Genomic DNA, 16,751 nt, shown 5'->3' with positions numbered 1-16,751 from the left:
TTGCAATTCCTGAATAGCTCCTTGGGCTCTGCACAGATTCTGCAAATACGCGCGCCATCCTCGCGCCATGAACAACACGCCGGAAGAAACCGCCGCTCCAACCGTTCGCCTGCCTCATAGTCTTCTCAAGGAAGGTTGGTGGCTGGTGGATGATCCCCAACCCCAAACCGGCCTCCCGGCTCAGACACCAAGGGTCATACCCTTTATCGCTGCCGGGCGAACCGTGGGGAGCCGATACGCATGAGTGTTTCGGATATACCGGCTCAACCGACCAACCTCACAAGCAACCCCAACCGCAGACCCCTCATATTGATCACACTCGTCGCGCTTGCCTGGGACGAATGGCAGCGGCCGCGCGACTGGAGAAGCTGGACTTTCCGCGCCGCCCGCCTCGATCGCTATCTTCGCGACCACACAACCCTTGCAAGATGAGGCCGAAACGAAGAAAAACGAGCAAGAGAACCAAAGCAGGCTCCGCATGATCAAGCGCATCCTCGTCGTCGACGACGAACCCAACATCCGCGACGTGATCTGTTTCGCGCTCGATCGTGCCGGCATGACGACGACAACAGCCCGTAACGGCACTGAGGCCATGATGGCCTTTCATCGGGGCGGTATCGACCTGATCGTGCTCGATGTCGGCATGCCCGAGATGGATGGACTTGAGGTCTGCCGCCGGATCCGCAGGACATCCAATCTCCCGATCCTGTTTCTCTCGGCGCGCGACGAGGAAATAGACCGGATCCTCGGCCTCGAGATCGGTGGCGACGATTATGTCACCAAGCCCTTCAGCCCGCGCGAACTGGTCGCCCGCGTCAAGACCATCCTGAAACGTTGCGGGCACGGCGCCGAGCCGGATGCCAGGGAAGGTTCCGTGTCCGTCGGCTTGCTGCGGCTCAATCGTGGGGGCAGGACCGCGACCTTCGCCGATACGCCGCTGGCTTTGACCGCGCTCGAATTCGCCATCCTCGACACGCTGCTGTCGCGTCCCGAGATCGTGTTCAACCGCGATCAGCTCATGGAGGCTGCCTATGGGGTGGATATTCAGGTCGCCGACCGCACCATCGACAGCCATATCCGCAATATCCGCGCCAAGCTCTCCGCAGCCGGCGGCAAGGGCATCATCGCCACTGTACACGGCATCGGCTTCAAGCTGACATCAGGCGTGGAGGAAGGCGCATGATGCGCACTCCCCAAGTGAGGCCGAAGTGGCGGCCACCGCTCTACCTCATCGTCTATGCCGTGCTTCTGACCGTAATGACGCTTCCGGTGCTGACCGTCATCTGGTTTCGCGCGGTGCGGGCCGCATCCGGCGCTATGGCGCCGGCCGAAATCGCTACTCTGGCCGTCGTTCTGATCCTGACCCTCGTGGTCGCCTATGTGCTGACCCGTACGCTGACCGTGCCCATCAATGCGCTGATCGCTCGAACGGAGGAAATCGCCCGCGGCGGAAGAGCTGCGATCCGGCCGCTCGACAACTACGGCACGCGTGAGGTGGCGACACTCTCGCAGAGCTTTCTCGACCTTGCCGGCAAGCTGGTCGATCATTCCGACCATGTCCGCTCCTTCGCGGCGCACGTCTCGCACGAGCTGAAATCCCCCCTTACCTCGATCAAGGGTGCTGCGGAACTGCTGCGCGACGATGACGAGGAACACCCGATGAGCCAAGCGCAGCGGAACCGTTTCCTCGCCAATATCATCGCGGATACCGAACGCCTGGACACGCTGTTGTCACGCCTGCGCGATCTGGCGAAGGCCGAACTGCCATCCGAGCCGGGCCTGAGCAACATCGGGGACATCGTCGCCCAGCTGGCCCGGAACTTCCGCCAATTGGCTGTCATCGATGACGGAAGTACCGAAAGCGCGATTGCTCTGCCCAGCGAGGTCGCCGGCATCATTTTTGCCAATCTGGCCGAAAATGCCTCTCAAAACGGCGCGACTATACTCGAGATCAAGACGGCGACCGACGGGCGTAAGCTGACGATCCAAATTCGCGACAATGGCTCCGGTATTGCCGAAGGCAATCGCGAGCGCATCTTCGAACCGTTCTTTTCGACGCGCCGGGAAGAGGGCGGCACCGGCATGGGCCTTGGCATCGTCCGGGCAATGCTCGCCTCGCATGGCGGCAGCATCGAGTTGCTGGAGAGCGGCGATGACGGCACGACGTTTCAGATCATCCAGCCGCATGTCTCGTGACGTTTGATCAGACGTCGATAGCAAAGGGCGGTCGATGGCTTGAGCCGCCGACCGCCCATTCGTTTAGACGTGAAGCCTCAAGCCGCCTGCGACTCTGAAAGACCTTCCAGGGCCAAGGCGCGTGCCGTGACGAAATCGATCTTGCCGGAGCCGAGGACGGGGACCTTGCCGACGGTCACTTCGGCCGGAACCATCATCTCGGTTGCGCCCTTCGATTTGGCAAAGGCCAGGAACTCGCTTCGCGTGGCGTTCGGCTGATCGGTCAGGAGGACGACGCGTTCGCCCTTCTTGGCGTCGGGCACAGCCGAGACGACGCTGAGCGCGCCCGGCCAGAGCTGGGCGGCAAGCGTCTCCACGGCGGCAAGCGAGATCATCTCGCCGCCAATCTTGGCGAAGCGCTTGGCGCGGCCGCGGATCTTAACGAAACCATCCTCATCGATGGTGACGATATCGCCGGTATCGTGCCAGCCATCCGGCAGCGGTTCGATGACGCCGGGATTGTCGGCGCGCATATAGCCGGCCATCACATTGGCGCCGCGAATGAGCAGACGCCCGCCCTCATCAATACCGGGAACCGGCTCCAGCTTCCATTCCATGCCCGGCATGATCTTGCCGACGGTTCCCGAGCGATTATACATCGGCGTGTTCAGCGAGATGACCGGAGCTGCCTCGGTGACCCCATAGCCTTCCAGGATACGCAGGCCGAACTTCTCCATATAGACCTCGCGGGTCGAGGCCTTCACCGGTTCGGCGCCGGAGAAGATATAGCGGATCGACCTCAGATCGTACGGATGAGCAGTACGGGCATAGCCGTTCAGGAACGTATCCGTGCCGAAAACGATGGTGGCGTTCGAGACGTAAATCAGCTCCGGCACGATGCGATAATGCAGCGGCGACGGATAGAGGAAGATCGGCACGCCCGAGACCAGCGGCAGGATGGTGCCGGCCGTCAGGCCGAAGGAATGGAACATCGGGAGGATGTTGAACACCTTGTCGCCCGGATGGAAATCGATGCGCGAGGCCGCCTGGGCTGCGTTCGATAGGATGTTGCGGTGGGTGAGCACTACGCCCTTCGGCGCACCTTCCGAACCCGAGGTGAAGAGGATCACAGCCGGATCGTCGGCACTGCGCTTGACCAGCGGCCGATATTTGCGGATGAGGCCGAAAATCTTGTCGAGGAATGTGATCTGGGTGCGCAACTCGTCGAGCCAGACAAAGGTCACTTCCTTTTGCAGCTCCTCGACCACAGGGCCGAGCTTGGCCTGCGTGACGAAGGCACGTGAGCACAGGACGTGTTTGACCTCTGATGTCCTGCAGGCCGACAGGATATTGGCCGCGCCCGCCGTGAAGTTGAGCATGGCCGGTACCTTCCCCGCCGACATGACGCCGAGCACGGTCGCCGCCGTGCCGTTGGCGTTCGGCAGCATGACGCCGAGCGTCTTTTCATTGGGGAACATCTTCTTGAACTTCGCACCCAGCACCGCGGCACCGGTGAGCAGCTTGGCATAGGACAGCTTGCCGGCGAGCGGATCCTCGACGGCGAGCTTCTTGCCGCCATGTTCATGGGCGGTTTCGATGACGCGACCGAGGACGGTATTATCGGTATCCGCCGTGCGGAACATCAGCGCCGACATGATCTGATAGAGTGCGGCACCGGCCGCAATGCGCCGTTTACGGCCCTTGAGCTCTGGGGAAACATCGAGCCTTACCGGTTCGAGGATCGTCACCTTGACCTTGGGGAAAAGGCGGCGGCGCACATGGCTCGCCGTCAGATAGGAGGCATAGCTCTTTTCCAGACCGTCGATACGAACAGGCACGATCATCGCGCCAGTCTTGTCGGCGACCATGGCCGCACCGTCATAGACCTTCATCAACGTACCGGTGACCGTCAGGCGCCCTTCGGGGAAGATACCGACCGGGCTGCCGTCCTGGATGACCTTGATCAGGGAGCGCGTGGCCATCGGCTTCGTCGGATCGAGCGGCAGGAACTTGCACCTCTTCAGCAGAGGACGCACCCACCACTTCCTGGCAAAGGCATAGTCGATCGCAAACACCGGCTCTTCTTCGGTGATGGCAAGCGCCAGCGCGCCGTCGAGCAGGCTTACGTGATTGAGGGCGATGATCGGCGCCGGCCCGGCCTTACGAATGTTTTCCAGACCCTCGACTTCCAGCCGCATGAACGCGCGGAAGATGATGGAGATGAAATCGCGGAAGGCATTGGTCGGCAGCGTCACCAGCATGACCCAGGCGATCACGACGTTGAGCGCCGAGATGCTGAGGACGATCACTGGGATCGACAAGCCGATGGCCTGCAGCACAGCCACCAGCGCCAGGCCGACCGCGATGAAGAGAGCGGACAGCACGTTTGCGGCGCCGATGACGCGGGCGCGGCGGTCTTCATTCGCCCAGCTCTGCATCGCGGCAAAGGTCGGGACCGCGAGGAAAGCACCGCCGATTGCCATGCCGGCCAGATCGATGGCGACGCGGATCGTCTTCGGCCCTTCGAAGAACGCGAGAATGGACTCGGCATGCGAGCTGGACTGAAGACCCCAAAGGTTCCAGGCGAGATCGAGACCGAAGAGTGCGACGATCAGCATGCCGATCGGAGCCGGCAGAAGCACAATGCGGCCGGCAGCCATCCATCCGGCGATGGCGGAACCGATGGCGACGGAGATTGCGAAGATCGCCAGATAGGCGGGAACGACGATTTCCGAGCCGCCGAGGATGTCGGTCACCATGATCGGCAGCATCGACATGATGAAGGCGCCGACGAACCAGAACCAGCAGTTCATCAGCGACGCGCGCCAGATGCGGCTGTCTGCACGAAGCTCGTTGACAAGCCTGTAACTGGAGCGGACGACATTGACGTCGACGACGAGATCGGGCGCCTTGGAGCCGGTTGAGGGGATCATGCGCGCGGCAAACCAGCAGAGGACGGAAAGCCCCATCATCATTGGGCCGAAGATCCAGACGTTGTCCCCCTGCCGGAAGGCGACGGCCGAGACCATCGTGCCGGTGAGAATGGCGATGAAGGTTCCGCCCTCGATCCAGGCATTCGCCTTTGGAAGGTCCCTGCTTGCGAGGTGATCTGGCAGGATGCCGTATTTGATCGGTCCAAAGAGGGAGGAGATGACGCCGAAGCCGAAAAGGGCGAACATCAGGATCCAGATGGACGAAAAGGCAATGCCCACGACGGAGATGGCTGCGACGACGAGTTCGCAGCGCTTCAGCAGCTCGGCTATCTTGGCCTTGTCGTATTTATCGGCAAGCTCGCCGGCAATCGCCGAAAGCAGCAGGAACGGCACGATGAAGATGCCGCCTGCCAGCGTCACGAGCGCGGCGCCTTCGGCTGCCATCTGCGCCAGAATGACGAAAATCAAAGTCTGCTTGAGAAAATTATCGTTGAAGGCGGTGAGGAACTGCGTCCAGAACAGCGGCGCGAATTTCCTCGATCTCATTAAATGGGTTTGCATGACGTTCGCCTTGTTCAGTGAACAAGACGCCACAGAGTGGTTACGCAAAGGTTAAGCGCGAATACAACTCTGCGGCGTCGTTAATAAAGGTTAGTCTTGACCGTCACGATTGAACTTAACGAGCAGCTTCTCGGTGCGGGCGTCCTCAACCTTGCGGATCAGCTTGTCGGCTTCGCTATTATCGCGAACCGTCTTGGTAACGTTGACCGTCGTCTGTACCAGCATCAGGATGCCCATGGCGAGATAGCCTTTGCCCCAAAGGTCGATCGGCATCATGTATAGGCCGACGAAGAGCATAAATGCGGCGGCGGCGAAGGAGACATAGGAAAAGCTGACCCAAGCCTGGGAATGTTTCTGGAAGCTGTCGTTCATGATCGTGTCCTCTTGTGTGTTTGATTTCAGGCTGCTGAATTCAGGCGCTCGCGCAGGCGGGCAAGCACGTCGTCGGCCGATGGGCCAATGGGTGCGCCGCAGCCGGCATTGGCGAGTTTTTCGATGACGATTGCGGGCCGGTTTGCGGCGTCCATTTCCTTCAAGGCTGACGCGGCAATTTCGCAGCGATCCTGATAGGCACGAAGGCGGGCAAGCGTTTCCTCTGCCTCGTCCAAGGTCGCCAAGCCGGAGTTGTCATCGCAGGCTGCATTAAGCTTCTGTGTCTGCTCGGTGGCGCGCGCCAGCCGTTCGCCGCGCTGCAATTCCTGCAGTCGCGCTTCGGATGCGCGAACGGTTGCCTTGAGCCTGCCGATCGTCTGGGTGAATTGCGCCTGCGCCTTCTCGGAAGCATCGCGCTCGGCTTCGAGCTCAGCAATCGCCTCGGCCGCTTGCCGGGCGAGTTCGTCATTACCCTTTTGCAATGCAGCGACGGCCCGGGTCTCCAGATCCGCGATGCGACCGGCAATCGCCGCATGCTGGCTCTTTTCCTGCTCATTCTGTGCGACGGCGATTGCCACCGCCCGCCGCGCCGACTGAATGGCGCCGGCAGCATCACGGATCTGCTGGGCAAGCAGAGGCACGGCATTGCGATCGATAAATGCCTGCTCCGCATCATAAGCCCGACCGCGGATCAGCGTCAGAATTACATTGAACATTTGTCGTCTCCCGTTTATGAACGATGTTCACGAAGCAAGGTATGCCAGAATCATGAACATCGTTCAAGAACAATTTTGAACGATGTTCAAAAAATCAGATTGGAATGGTTAATGGCGAGAAAAACCCAGGAAAAGCGCGAGGATTTGAAGCTGCGGCTGATCGAGGCGGCGCGCCATCGCATCGCAGCCGATGGTCTCTCCAACCTGCGGGCGCGCGATGTCACGCAGGATGTCGGCTGCGCTCTCGGAGGGCTCTACACCGTCTTTGCCGATCTCGACGATCTCGTCATCCACGTCAATTCGGCGACGTTGAAAGTGCTGGAAGCCTCTCTCGCCCTGGCGGAGGTCAAGGACCGCACGCCGGCGGATCGGCTGCGCAACCTTGCACGCGGCTATCTGCGATTCGCACTCACCAACCGCAATCTGTGGAAGGCGCTCTTCGACCATCGCCCACCGGACGAACGCCCCACCCCCGAATGGCATCTGGAAGAACATATGTTCCTGATGGGCATCATCGCCGAACCGCTTGCCGAGCTGCAGCCCGGCATGTCGGAGACTGCCCGCGCCATTCGTGCCCGAACGCTGTTCGGAGCGGTGCATGGCGTCGTCAGCATCAGCCTCGAAGGGCGCTTCGTCGGCCTGCCCGTCGAAAGCCTGGAACGGGAACTCGACGACTTCATCCTGACGGTCGCGGCAGGGGCCGCGGCGCGGTAGCGCTACGCGTGTTTGGGGCGCTTAACGGTTTGACGGCGCGTATGTCCTGATATCGCCGAAGGCATAGCCGCGCTGGCGGAGCTGGCGGATAAGCGCCTGCAGGTTTTCCTGCCCGTTGAACTGATCCTGAAACATCTCATCATGCATGAGCAGGATCATCTTGCCGCGCTGAGTGAAGCGGCCATACTGAAAGAGGTGGTCGATCTCGTTGACCAGATGGTCCACCGATTGGACCGGCTTGCCATCGTCGCTATGCACCCATTCGAAATCCCAGCCATAGAGATAGAAGCCGGCTTCGGCAACGAGCTCGTAGTCCAGCCATTCGCGCTCCCATTGGGCGACATTGATGGAGAGATCTTCCCTCGACACGGTCGGAAGCCGAAAGACGTCCCTGCCCGGCAATCGCGCATGGACGACGGGCGTGAGGCCGAGCACCTGGTTGGCGTGCAGCATATCCGCGACGACGGCCTGGGTGTTGGAGTAATACCGCCTGTAGCGATTGTTGGCGTGGGTGTAGCTGTGATTGCCGACAGTCACCAGCGGCATTGCCTTGGCTTCGGCCAGCAAATCGCGGCCCGCGGGGATGGTTTCGACATGCAGGCCGACCATGAACATCGCGGCCGGAACATTTTCCTCACTCAATACGGAAAGGACGTTTTTCGTCCCCGGCAAGGGGCCATCGTCAAACGTCAGATAGATCGTCCGGTCCGCGGCCGAGGCACCAGTGGCGCAGGCTGCAAGGAAGATGCCGGCAAGCAGCCATCTGAACACAGCATTCCACAGAGAATTCAATCCGCCCAAGCCTGCAGCCTCCCGCCTCATGGCTACAAACTGGCATATCGACCCCGACAAGGAAAGCGGCCTCGACCCCGACAAACGCAAAGGGCGCTCGACCCATTTCTGGGGAGCGCCCTTGCTTTTAACCCGGACAGCGAACGCCGCGTCGACACAAAAATGTCAGCGCGGCAGGCCATCGATACAGGTGATAGCGTGCAAGTAATAGCGAATCGCGCATTTTGCAAGAGCGAACTTCAAGGAAATGCAAAGGATCCGCCAAAAGGGAGAATCCTTCGCCTTCGTTCCCGCATAACCGCGATATCGCGCCTCAGTCAGGCAGCCTGAAGGGCTGCGTCCCTGGGAATCTCTACATCGATCTCCAGCATGGAGACATGCTCGTCGCGATCCATCTTGACCTGCACCTTGTCGCGATCGACCTGCACGTGCTTGGCGATGACGGCCAGGATCTCCTCGCGCAGAATGGATACGAGATCCGAATCTGCCGAGGCACGTTCATGGGCAAGGAGGATCTGCAGGCGTTCGCGCGCCATGGGTGCAGATCTCTGCTTGCGGAACAGTCCGAAAATATTCATGCGGCCCTCCTTGCGAAGATCTTACCGAAGATGCCCCGCTTTTCACCGGGGATGGTGATCGGCACCTGCTCGCCGGCAAGGCGGCGGGCGGCTTCGAAATAGGCAAGGGCGGGCGCGCTGCGGGCATCCGCGAGCGTGACCGGCGAGCCGATATTGGAGGCGCGAAGAACATCCATGCTTTCCGGGATGATCCCAAGCAAGGGAATGGACAGGATCTCCAGTACGTCGTCGACCTTCAGCATGTCGCCGCGCTCGGCGCGAGCCGCATCGTAGCGCGTCAGCAGCAGGTGCTTTTCCATGCGCTCGCCGCGCTCGGCCTTGACCGTCTTGGCGTCTAGCAGGCCGATGATGCGATCGGAATCGCGCACCGAGGATACCTCAGGATTGGTGACGACAACAGCGACGTCGGCATGCCGCATCGCAAGCGTTGCGCCGCGCTCGATCCCGGCCGGGCTGTCGCAGATGACCCAGTCGAAATGGTTCTTGAGCTCATTGATGACGCGCTCGACACCTTCGGGCGTCAGGTTGTCCTTGTCGCGCGTCTGCGAAGCCGGCAGCAGGAAGAGCGTTTCCAGCCGCTTGTCGCGGATCAAAGCCTGCGGCAGCCTGGCATCGCCATGGATGACGTTGACCAGATCGTAGACGACGCGCCGTTCAGCGCCCATCACCAGATCGAGATTGCGCAGCCCGACGTCGAAATCGACGACGACGACCTTTTCGTTTCTCTGCGCCAGAGCCGCTCCCAGTGCGGCAGTCGAAGTCGTCTTGCCAACCCCACCCTTGCCTGATGTGACGACGATTACCTTGCCCATCTCGCTCTCCTGTTTTGGCCCGCTTCGGCTCAGATTAGTTTTTCTGCCATGATCGTCTCGCCATCCAGCCAGAGCTGGACGGGTTGTCCGCGAAGGCCGGGTGCGACGTCTTCCGCCATTTTGTAGATGCCATCGATCGCCAGCAGTTCGGCCTCGAGCTTGCGGCAAAAGATTCGCGCCGATGCATTGCCGATGGATCCGGCCATGGCCCGGCCGCGCAAGGCGCCGTAGATATGCACGGACCCTCCGGCGATGATTTCCGCACCTGACGCTACTGATCCGATGACGGTGACATCACCCTCCGGAAAGATCACCGACTGGCCCGAACGGACCGGCTCGCGGATGATCAGCGATTGGGTCACCGGACGAACCTCGACCGGCGCCGGCTTGCTTTCGCTGTTGCGCCGTTCGACGACCGGTTCTGTCTCGGCCACCTCGAAATCGGCTGCCGGACGACCACCCTTCAGCACCGGCGGCATACCAGGCCCGACGATGGACGGACGGCCACCCTCGATGCCCATGATGCTGACATTGCGGGCGGCAAGCTCGCCGATCAACTCCTTCAGCTGCGCACGATCGATCGGCAGATCGGTTATATCGAGCACGACCGGCCGCCCCAGAAAGAAACCGGCCGAACGGGCTGCAAGGTCATCGAGCCTTATCAACCACTGGTCCAGCGGCAGATCGGGCGAAAGCATGACCGCAAGAAAGGAGCGGCCCTTGATACGGATCGAGCGAGCGTCTGTTAGCACTTTGGTCATCTATGTGAATAAATCGTTGACCTTGTGTACCGTTGACATGGTTAACAGGTGGTTAACGTCCGCTGTGATTTAGGCCCGATCCGCCCCATACGGCGGCAATGCTCGCAAGCGGCGAAAGCTCCTTCGAACTGGGGTCGTAGACGCACGGCGCGGCAAAGATGGCTGCTCCGGCAAGAAGAAGAATAATTGGTCTCATGAGGCCCTCCAGATGCGAGGCCGGACCTGCCTCACAGGTTAATTTTGACAGTGCGGGCAACGACATTGCGCGCCGCGCATTCAAGCGAGCTGCGCGCAATATCAACGCTTAAGCGATGCTCAGGCGAGCTTCAGTTCGACATTGATGTTGCCGCGGGTCGCCTTCGAATATGGGCAGGTCTGGTGCGCTTCTTCGACGAGCGTCCTCACCAGCTCCGGCTCGATGCCGGGCATGCTGATCGTCAGGCGCGCCTGCAGGAAATAGGCACCCTCGGTGGTCCCGAGATCCACTTCTGCATCGACCGAAAGGTCGGCCGGGAGCTTGATCTTCCGCTTGCCCGCGGCAAGGCCCATGGCGCCAATGAAGCATGCCGACCAGCCGGCCGCGAAAAGCTGCTCGGGGTTGGTGCCGGCATGGGCGCTGCCGGGAGGTGAAAGCTTGACATCCAGCTGGCTGTCATCGCTGCGCGCGGACCCATCGCGGCCACCGATGGTGTGGGTTTTGGCGGTGTAGAGAACTTTGTCGATCTTAGTCATGGAACACTCCTTTGTTGCGTCGCCCGGTTTGTTGTGTCGTCTGGGACGACGTCCGTTGACAGAGTGGTTTTTGATGGACCGAAGTATCCTGCATGTTTCCGAAATCGCCGGAAATGTCACAGAACGTACACCCATATCGGCCCGACACAATTGCTTACAAAGGCGCCGAAAATCTTTTGACAGGTCGTCAGGCGATCACGACCTCGGCAGCCAGTCCGCCGCCGTCGCGATTGTAGAGCCTGACGGAGCCGCCAAGCGTCTGGGCCAATTGCTGGGCTATCGCAAGACCAAGCCCCGTGCCGCCCGTATTGCGGTTGCGCGATTGCTCCAGCCGGAAGAAAGGCTGCATAGCCGATTCTATCTGGTCTGGCGGAATGCCGGGACCGCGATCCATCACCGTTATGATGACCGCGCCGGTATTCCTGCGCTCGACACCGATCTCAGCTGCTCCTGCAAATTTCAGGGCATTGTCGATGAAATTCGAGAGAATCCGCCGAAGCGCATGCGGCTTTGTCGTTACTGTTCCCTGAACCAGGCCAAGAATGGCGACGGACTTGCCGGTATCCTGATAGTCATAACAGATGCTCTCGATGAAGGAGGCCAGATCGATGCGGGAATTCTTCTCGCCATTGCTGTGGGCGCTTCGCGCATAGGCGATGCCATCCTGCACCAGCCGCTCGATCTCCCCGAGATCCTGCAGCAGCTTAGTCTTTTCAGGCGATTCGTCGGCGATATCGGCGCGCAGGCGCATGCGGGTGATCGGCGTTTGCAGATCGTGGGAAATGGCCGCGAGAATCTGCACGCGCTCCTCAAGGTAATGCGCGATGCGATCCCGCATCGCATTGAAGGCCTTGGCCGCGTGGGCGACCTCACTCGGCCCCCGATCGCTCAACGCCTGCCCCTTCTTGTTGGGATCGAGCGCATCGGCGGCGGCGGCGAGCTCGGCAAGCGGGCGGATCGCCAGGCGGACGGCGAACCAGGTGCACAGGACGATGACCAGCATCTGCACGACAAAGACATAGGGCAGCCAGGAGGCGATCGGCATGATGCCCTTCGGCGTGACGTCTATCGTCAACGGGCTGCCGTCGCTCAAATTCAGATGCGCCTGCAGGCGCGCGATAGGGCCAGGTATCGATTCGATGTGAATCGGAAAACGATGGCCAACGGCGTCCTCTATCTTGGCGGCGATCTCGGCGCTGTGGGTTGAAGTATCAGGCACGCCCGGCAGCCCCGGCCCCAGCTCGAAATGGTAGTTGCCGCGGCTCAACCAATCGACAAAGCCGGCCCTCTCGTTTGCCGGCAAGCGATCGAGCACCGCGATCGAGGTCGCGACGTCGCTCTCCAGCGTGCCGAGCATGACGGCCTTTGCCGACATGTAGCGCTCGATGTAGAGCACACTGAAGGAAAGCCCGTAAGCGATCGCAAGCCCGACCAGCAAAATGATTGAGATGCGCGAGCGCAAGGTGCTGGGCCACGACAGACCCCGATGCAGCAAACCCGCCGTGCTCATGGACGAAGCTCCGCGATCTCCACTGGAACGGAGAAGACATAGCCTTCGCTGCGAACCGTCTTGATATAGGTCGGCTCGCGGGCGTCGTCGCCCAAACGCTGGCGAAGGCGGCTGACAAGCAGGTCGATAGAGCGATCGAAGAGATCGGCATCGCGGCCCTGGGTGAGGTTCAGCAGCTGGTCGCGGTTGAGCACCCGTTGCGGGTGATCGATGAAAACGCGCAGCAGTCGGTATTCGGCACCGCTCAAGGCGATTTCCGTTCCGTCCCGGTCAAGAAGATGGCGACCGACCGTATCGAGCCGCCAGTCGCCGAAGACGAGCAGTTGCCCGGCCTCGCTGATCTGCAGATTGGGCGGCAGCATCCGCGTTCGCCTGAGCACCGCCTTGATGCGGGCAAGAAGCTCGCGGGCGGCAAACGGCTTCGGCAGGTAATCGTCGGCGCCCATTTCCAGGCCGAGGATCCGGTCCATCTCGTCGCTGCGCGCCGTCAGCATCAGAACAGGCGTCGCCTTGTGCTTTCCGGCGCGAAGCTCACGACAGAGCACCAGGCCATCGTCGCCCGGCATCATGACGTCGAGCACGATCAGATCGACCGAATTGGCTTCGAGAAAACTGCGCATCTGGCGGCCATCGGCAGCTGTCGTCGTCCTCAAGCCGTTCTTCGTCAGATAGCTTGATACCAACTCGCGGATTTCCCGATCGTCATCGACAATCAGGATATGGTCGACATGCTCCATTTTACTTCCCACTCATTACGAACGTAAGCCTTTGCCTACGAATATTCTTCAGCCCTTGCTGCCGGCGCCATCCGCTGGCGAGAAGCGCCGGCATATGCCAGCGCCCTCCTCCACACTACCGCCGAACTAGAAACGATCAACATCTATCACGGCCTGCGCGAATGCCTGCGGCGCTTCCTGGGGAAGATTGTGACCTATGCCGCCGGTGATCGTGCGATGCTCGTACTTGCCCGAGAACTTAGCCCGATAGGCTGATGGTTCCGGGTGAGGAGCGCCGTTCGCGTCGCCTTCCATCGTGATCGTCGGGATCGAGATCACAGGCCCTGCGGCCAGCGTGTGTTCATAGGCATCGTATTTCGCCTCGCCTTCGACGATCCCGAGGCGCCAGCGGTAATTGTGGATAACGACCTCGACATGGTCGGGATTGTCGAAAGCCGCGGCCGATCGGTCGTAAGTCGCATCGTCGAAGGCCCATTGCGGCGAGGCCGTATGCCAGATCAGCTTAGCAAAGTCGTGGCGGTTTTCCTGATAGCCAAGGCGTCCGCGCTCCGTGGCGAAATAAAACTGATACCACCAGGCAAGCTCGGCTTTCGGCGGCAAGGGCTTACGGTTGACCTCCTGGCTGCCGATGAGATAGCCGCTGACCGACACCATCGCCTTACAACGCTCGGGCCAGAGCGCCGCCATGATGTTGGCGGTGCGCGCACCCCAATCGAAGCCGGCAACGACGACCTTTTCAATCTTCAGCGCATCGAGAAGCGCGATCATGTCGGCGGCCAAGGCTGCCTGCTGACCATTGCGCGGTGTCTGGCTGGTGAGGAACACGGTGGTCCCATAACCGCGCAGATAGGGGACGATGACACGGTAACCGGCATCCGCAAGCAGCGGTGCGACATCGACGAAGCTATAGATGTCATAGGGCCAGCCGTGGAGCAGCAATACGACCGGACCATTTGCCGGGCCGGCCTCGGCATAGCCGATATTGAGCACGCCAGCATCGATCTGCTTCAGAGCCGCGAAAGATGTATGTGTGCCAGCCTTTACCGAGGGCACGGCAACAGAAGTCTTCGACTGTTGTGCATCGGCGATTGTCGGCAGGCCGAATTCGGCGGCTGCAACGGCTATTGCGGCAACACCGAAAAAGCGGCGGCGGTGATGATTGATTTCTTCGGACATCTGTCTCTCCTGTTGAATGGATCGCGACCTCAAGAAAGCCCGCCGCATGTATCCCCGATGTGTCGTTAGCCGCCCGATTTTGAATGCCTATGTAGCTTCCGGCGGCGCAGATACAGTCGGATACAATTCGCAGCCCCTGGCCGCAGGGTAATCGCGTATGAAATGAAGTCGTTGCGGCAAGCATTATACGCGATTGCCCTGCTTCTCGCGGGACAGCCTCGACAGGCAACTGCGCTCGCCGCAGGACCGCACCGGCATCGCTTCGTTTGTATCGCAGTGTATCGAAGCCGAAGACATCGACGTTTCGGTACATTCTCCCATCCAACCGGACACATCCGAGATACGTCGCCAGCGGCAGATAGGCGCCGCTGAAGGGCACGGCACGTCGCCGCCCACAGCCGGTCAATCCGTTCTAAAGGAAGAGACGATGACGCTTCTCATCATTGCCTATCTCGGCGGCGCGCTGACGATCCTCAGTCCGTGCATTCTGCCCATTCTCCCCTTCGTTTTCGCCCGCGCCGGCCAGCCTTTCGCCAGGAGCACGCTACCCATGCTTGCGGGCATGGCGATCACCTTTGCACTGGTCGCGACGCTTGCTGCCATCGGCGGCGCCTGGGCCATTCGCGCCAATGAATATGGTCGTCTCGCCGCCATCGCGCTGCTCGCGCTCTTCGGCCTGAGCCTGCTGTCGCCGCGCGTGTCAAGCCTGCTTTCCCGGCCGGTTGTCGACCTCGGCAATAATCTCCTGAACGCCGCAGGCAACGGCCGCGCGACGTCGAGCGTCAGGAGCTCGTTTGTCCTCGGTATTGCGACCGGGCTGCTCTGGGCGCCCTGCGCCGGGCCGATCCTCGGGCTCGTGCTCACGGGAGCAGCCTTGAAGGGCGCCAATCTGCAGACGACGTTCCTTCTGCTTGCCTATGGTGCCGGCGCCACGACTTCACTTGCCGTCGCCCTGTTTGCCGGCGGCAAGCTGTTTGCCCGCATGAAACAATCACTCGGCATCAGCGAACGTATCCGCCAGCTGGCCGGCGCTGCCGTCCTGGCGGGGGTCGCGGCCATTGCTCTTGGCCTCGATACCGGCCTGCTCGCCCGGCTTTCCTATGCAAGCACCGGCTCGTTCGAGCAGGCCTTGCTGGAGAGGCTGCATACGAAGTCCGCAGATGGTGTATCGACCGAGACCGCCAGCGACGCGACACGGCCGTTCCACAGCGATCTGCCGGTGGAAGGGCCAGCCCCCTCGCTCAATGACGCCGTCACCTGGCTGAACTCGCCGCCGCTGACCAGCGCCGAGCTTCGCGGCAAGGTCGTGCTCGTCGATTTCTGGACCTATTCCTGCGTCAACTGCATCCGCACCATCCCCTATGTTCGTGCCTGGGCGGAAAAATATAAGGATCAGGGCCTCGTCGTCATCGGCGTCCATGCGCCCGAATTCGCCTTCGAGAAGAACATCGGCAACGTCAAGAATGCGGTTGCCGACTTCAAGATCGGCTACCCGGTCGCCATCGACAACGACTATCGCATCTGGCGCGCCTTCGAGAACAACTACTGGCCTGCCCACTATCTTATCGATGCCAAGGGACAGGTCCGCTACCAGCATTTCGGCGAAGGCAATTATCCCCAGACCGAGCAGGCTATCCAGGATCTCCTGCGCGAAGCGGGCAGCGACATGACCCAAAGCGCCCCTGTCGTACCGAATGCAAAGGGTGCGGAGGCCAGCCCCGATCTCGGGGACATCCGCTCCGGCGAAACCTATGTCGGCTATAAGCAGGCGACGGGTTTCGTTTCTCCCGAAGGCCTGAAGGCGGATGCCGCCGCTGACTATTCCATCGCCAATCCCGATCTCAACCAATGGGGATTGGCGGGAACATGGACCGTCGGTCCGGAGCAGGCATCGCTCGATCGGGCAGGCGGCGGCATCAGCTATCGCTTCAGCGCCCGCGACCTGCATCTGGTTCTCGGGCCTGCTGCGAACGGAAAGCCGGTCCGCTTCCAAGTGACCGTCGATGGGAAGGCTCCCGGCGCCGACCACGGCTCCGATACCGATGCCGCCGGAAACGGGACTGTTACAGCCACCAAACTCTATCAGCTCGTTCGCCAATCCGGCGATGTCACAGCGCGCAACTTCGAAATCCGTTTCCTCGATCCCGGGGTCCAGGCCTACGCCTTCACCTTCGGATGAATC

17 protein-coding genes are annotated in these 16,751 nt (G+C 60.9%); 5 read left to right on the top strand and 12 right to left on the bottom strand.

Annotated elements, in window-relative coordinates; genetic code table 11:
* The first annotated feature begins 240 nt into the window (after window positions 1–240).
* The 3 genes from JTP94_RS17065 to JTP94_RS17055 are packed head-to-tail and all read left to right on the top strand — an operon-like array spanning window position 241 to window position 2,196.
* Window positions 241–432, top strand: a complete 192-nt coding sequence (locus JTP94_RS17065; RefSeq protein ID WP_204851665.1) for a hypothetical protein — start codon at window positions 241–243, stop codon at window positions 430–432.
* Between the two features lie 46 nt (window positions 433–478).
* Window positions 479–1,183: a response regulator gene (locus tag JTP94_RS17060; RefSeq protein ID WP_204851664.1), complete on the top strand. Its 705-nt coding sequence runs from the start codon at window positions 479–481 to the stop codon at window positions 1,181–1,183.
* Window positions 1,183–2,196, top strand: coding sequence for a sensor histidine kinase KdpD (locus tag JTP94_RS17055; RefSeq protein ID WP_204852309.1), 1,014 nt, complete (start codon window positions 1,183–1,185; stop codon window positions 2,194–2,196). The genes JTP94_RS17060 and JTP94_RS17055 overlap by 1 nt, the downstream gene beginning before the upstream one ends.
* Before the next feature lie 77 nt (window positions 2,197–2,273).
* Here JTP94_RS17055 and JTP94_RS17050 read toward each other — a convergent pair whose 3' ends face one another.
* From JTP94_RS17050 to JTP94_RS17040, 3 genes are all read right to left on the bottom strand, one after another.
* On the bottom strand, window positions 2,274–5,669 hold the full coding sequence (locus JTP94_RS17050) for an acyl-[ACP]--phospholipid O-acyltransferase (protein ID WP_204851663.1): 3,396 nt from the start codon (window positions 5,667–5,669) through the stop codon (window positions 2,274–2,276).
* 90 nt (window positions 5,670–5,759) lie between these two features.
* Window positions 5,760–6,041: a YiaA/YiaB family inner membrane protein gene (locus tag JTP94_RS17045; RefSeq protein WP_034506376.1), complete on the bottom strand. Its 282-nt coding sequence runs from the start codon at window positions 6,039–6,041 to the stop codon at window positions 5,760–5,762.
* 26 nt (window positions 6,042–6,067) lie between these two features.
* Window positions 6,068–6,757, bottom strand: a complete 690-nt coding sequence (locus tag JTP94_RS17040; protein ID WP_204851662.1) for a PspA/IM30 family protein — start codon at window positions 6,755–6,757, stop codon at window positions 6,068–6,070.
* Between the two features lie 111 nt (window positions 6,758–6,868).
* Here JTP94_RS17040 and JTP94_RS17035 point away from each other — a divergent pair, with 111 nt between their 5' ends.
* The gene (locus JTP94_RS17035; RefSeq protein WP_204851661.1) at window positions 6,869–7,471 is read left to right on the top strand and encodes a TetR/AcrR family transcriptional regulator; all 603 of its coding nucleotides are present in this window, start codon (window positions 6,869–6,871) and stop codon (window positions 7,469–7,471) included.
* Between the two features lie 21 nt (window positions 7,472–7,492).
* Here JTP94_RS17035 and JTP94_RS17030 read toward each other — a convergent pair whose 3' ends face one another.
* From JTP94_RS17030 to JTP94_RS16990, 9 genes are all read right to left on the bottom strand, one after another.
* Window positions 7,493–8,272: a polysaccharide deacetylase family protein gene (locus JTP94_RS17030; RefSeq protein ID WP_246755024.1), complete on the bottom strand. Its 780-nt coding sequence runs from the start codon at window positions 8,270–8,272 to the stop codon at window positions 7,493–7,495.
* Between the two features lie 308 nt (window positions 8,273–8,580).
* On the bottom strand, window positions 8,581–8,841 hold the full coding sequence (gene minE, locus JTP94_RS17025) for a cell division topological specificity factor MinE (RefSeq protein ID WP_204851659.1): 261 nt from the start codon (window positions 8,839–8,841) through the stop codon (window positions 8,581–8,583).
* Window positions 8,838–9,653: a septum site-determining protein MinD gene (gene minD, locus JTP94_RS17020; RefSeq protein WP_034506370.1), complete on the bottom strand. Its 816-nt coding sequence runs from the start codon at window positions 9,651–9,653 to the stop codon at window positions 8,838–8,840. Before minD ends, minE begins: the two co-directional genes overlap by 4 nt.
* A 29-nt stretch (window positions 9,654–9,682) precedes the next feature.
* Window positions 9,683–10,414, bottom strand: coding sequence for a septum site-determining protein MinC (minC, locus tag JTP94_RS17015; RefSeq protein ID WP_204851658.1), 732 nt, complete (start codon window positions 10,412–10,414; stop codon window positions 9,683–9,685).
* 52 nt (window positions 10,415–10,466) lie between these two features.
* On the bottom strand, window positions 10,467–10,610 hold the full coding sequence (locus JTP94_RS17010) for a hypothetical protein (RefSeq protein ID WP_204851657.1): 144 nt from the start codon (window positions 10,608–10,610) through the stop codon (window positions 10,467–10,469).
* Between the two features lie 119 nt (window positions 10,611–10,729).
* Window positions 10,730–11,146: an organic hydroperoxide resistance protein gene (locus JTP94_RS17005; protein WP_204851656.1), complete on the bottom strand. Its 417-nt coding sequence runs from the start codon at window positions 11,144–11,146 to the stop codon at window positions 10,730–10,732.
* Between the two features lie 187 nt (window positions 11,147–11,333).
* The gene (locus JTP94_RS17000; protein WP_204851655.1) at window positions 11,334–12,656 is read right to left on the bottom strand and encodes a sensor histidine kinase KdpD; all 1,323 of its coding nucleotides are present in this window, start codon (window positions 12,654–12,656) and stop codon (window positions 11,334–11,336) included.
* Window positions 12,653–13,393, bottom strand: coding sequence for a response regulator (locus tag JTP94_RS16995; protein ID WP_034506362.1), 741 nt, complete (start codon window positions 13,391–13,393; stop codon window positions 12,653–12,655). The genes JTP94_RS17000 and JTP94_RS16995 overlap by 4 nt, the downstream gene beginning before the upstream one ends.
* A gap of 126 nt (window positions 13,394–13,519) precedes the next feature.
* The gene (locus JTP94_RS16990) at window positions 13,520–14,569 is read right to left on the bottom strand and encodes an alpha/beta fold hydrolase (protein ID WP_204851654.1); all 1,050 of its coding nucleotides are present in this window, start codon (window positions 14,567–14,569) and stop codon (window positions 13,520–13,522) included.
* Window positions 14,570–14,996: 427 nt separating this feature from the next.
* On the opposite strand from JTP94_RS16990, the gene JTP94_RS16985 reads away from it, so the two are divergent.
* Window positions 14,997–16,748, top strand: coding sequence for a cytochrome c biogenesis protein DipZ (locus tag JTP94_RS16985; protein WP_204851653.1), 1,752 nt, complete (start codon window positions 14,997–14,999; stop codon window positions 16,746–16,748).
* The last annotated feature ends 3 nt before the right edge of the window (window positions 16,749–16,751 follow it).

The organism is Martinezella lusitana (assembly GCF_016901135.1).
Taxonomy (GTDB): domain Bacteria; phylum Pseudomonadota; class Alphaproteobacteria; order Rhizobiales; family Rhizobiaceae; genus Rhizobium; species Rhizobium lusitanum_D.
The sequence above is the reverse complement of the archived record's forward strand: the minus strand, read 5'-3'. Positions and strand labels throughout refer to the sequence as shown.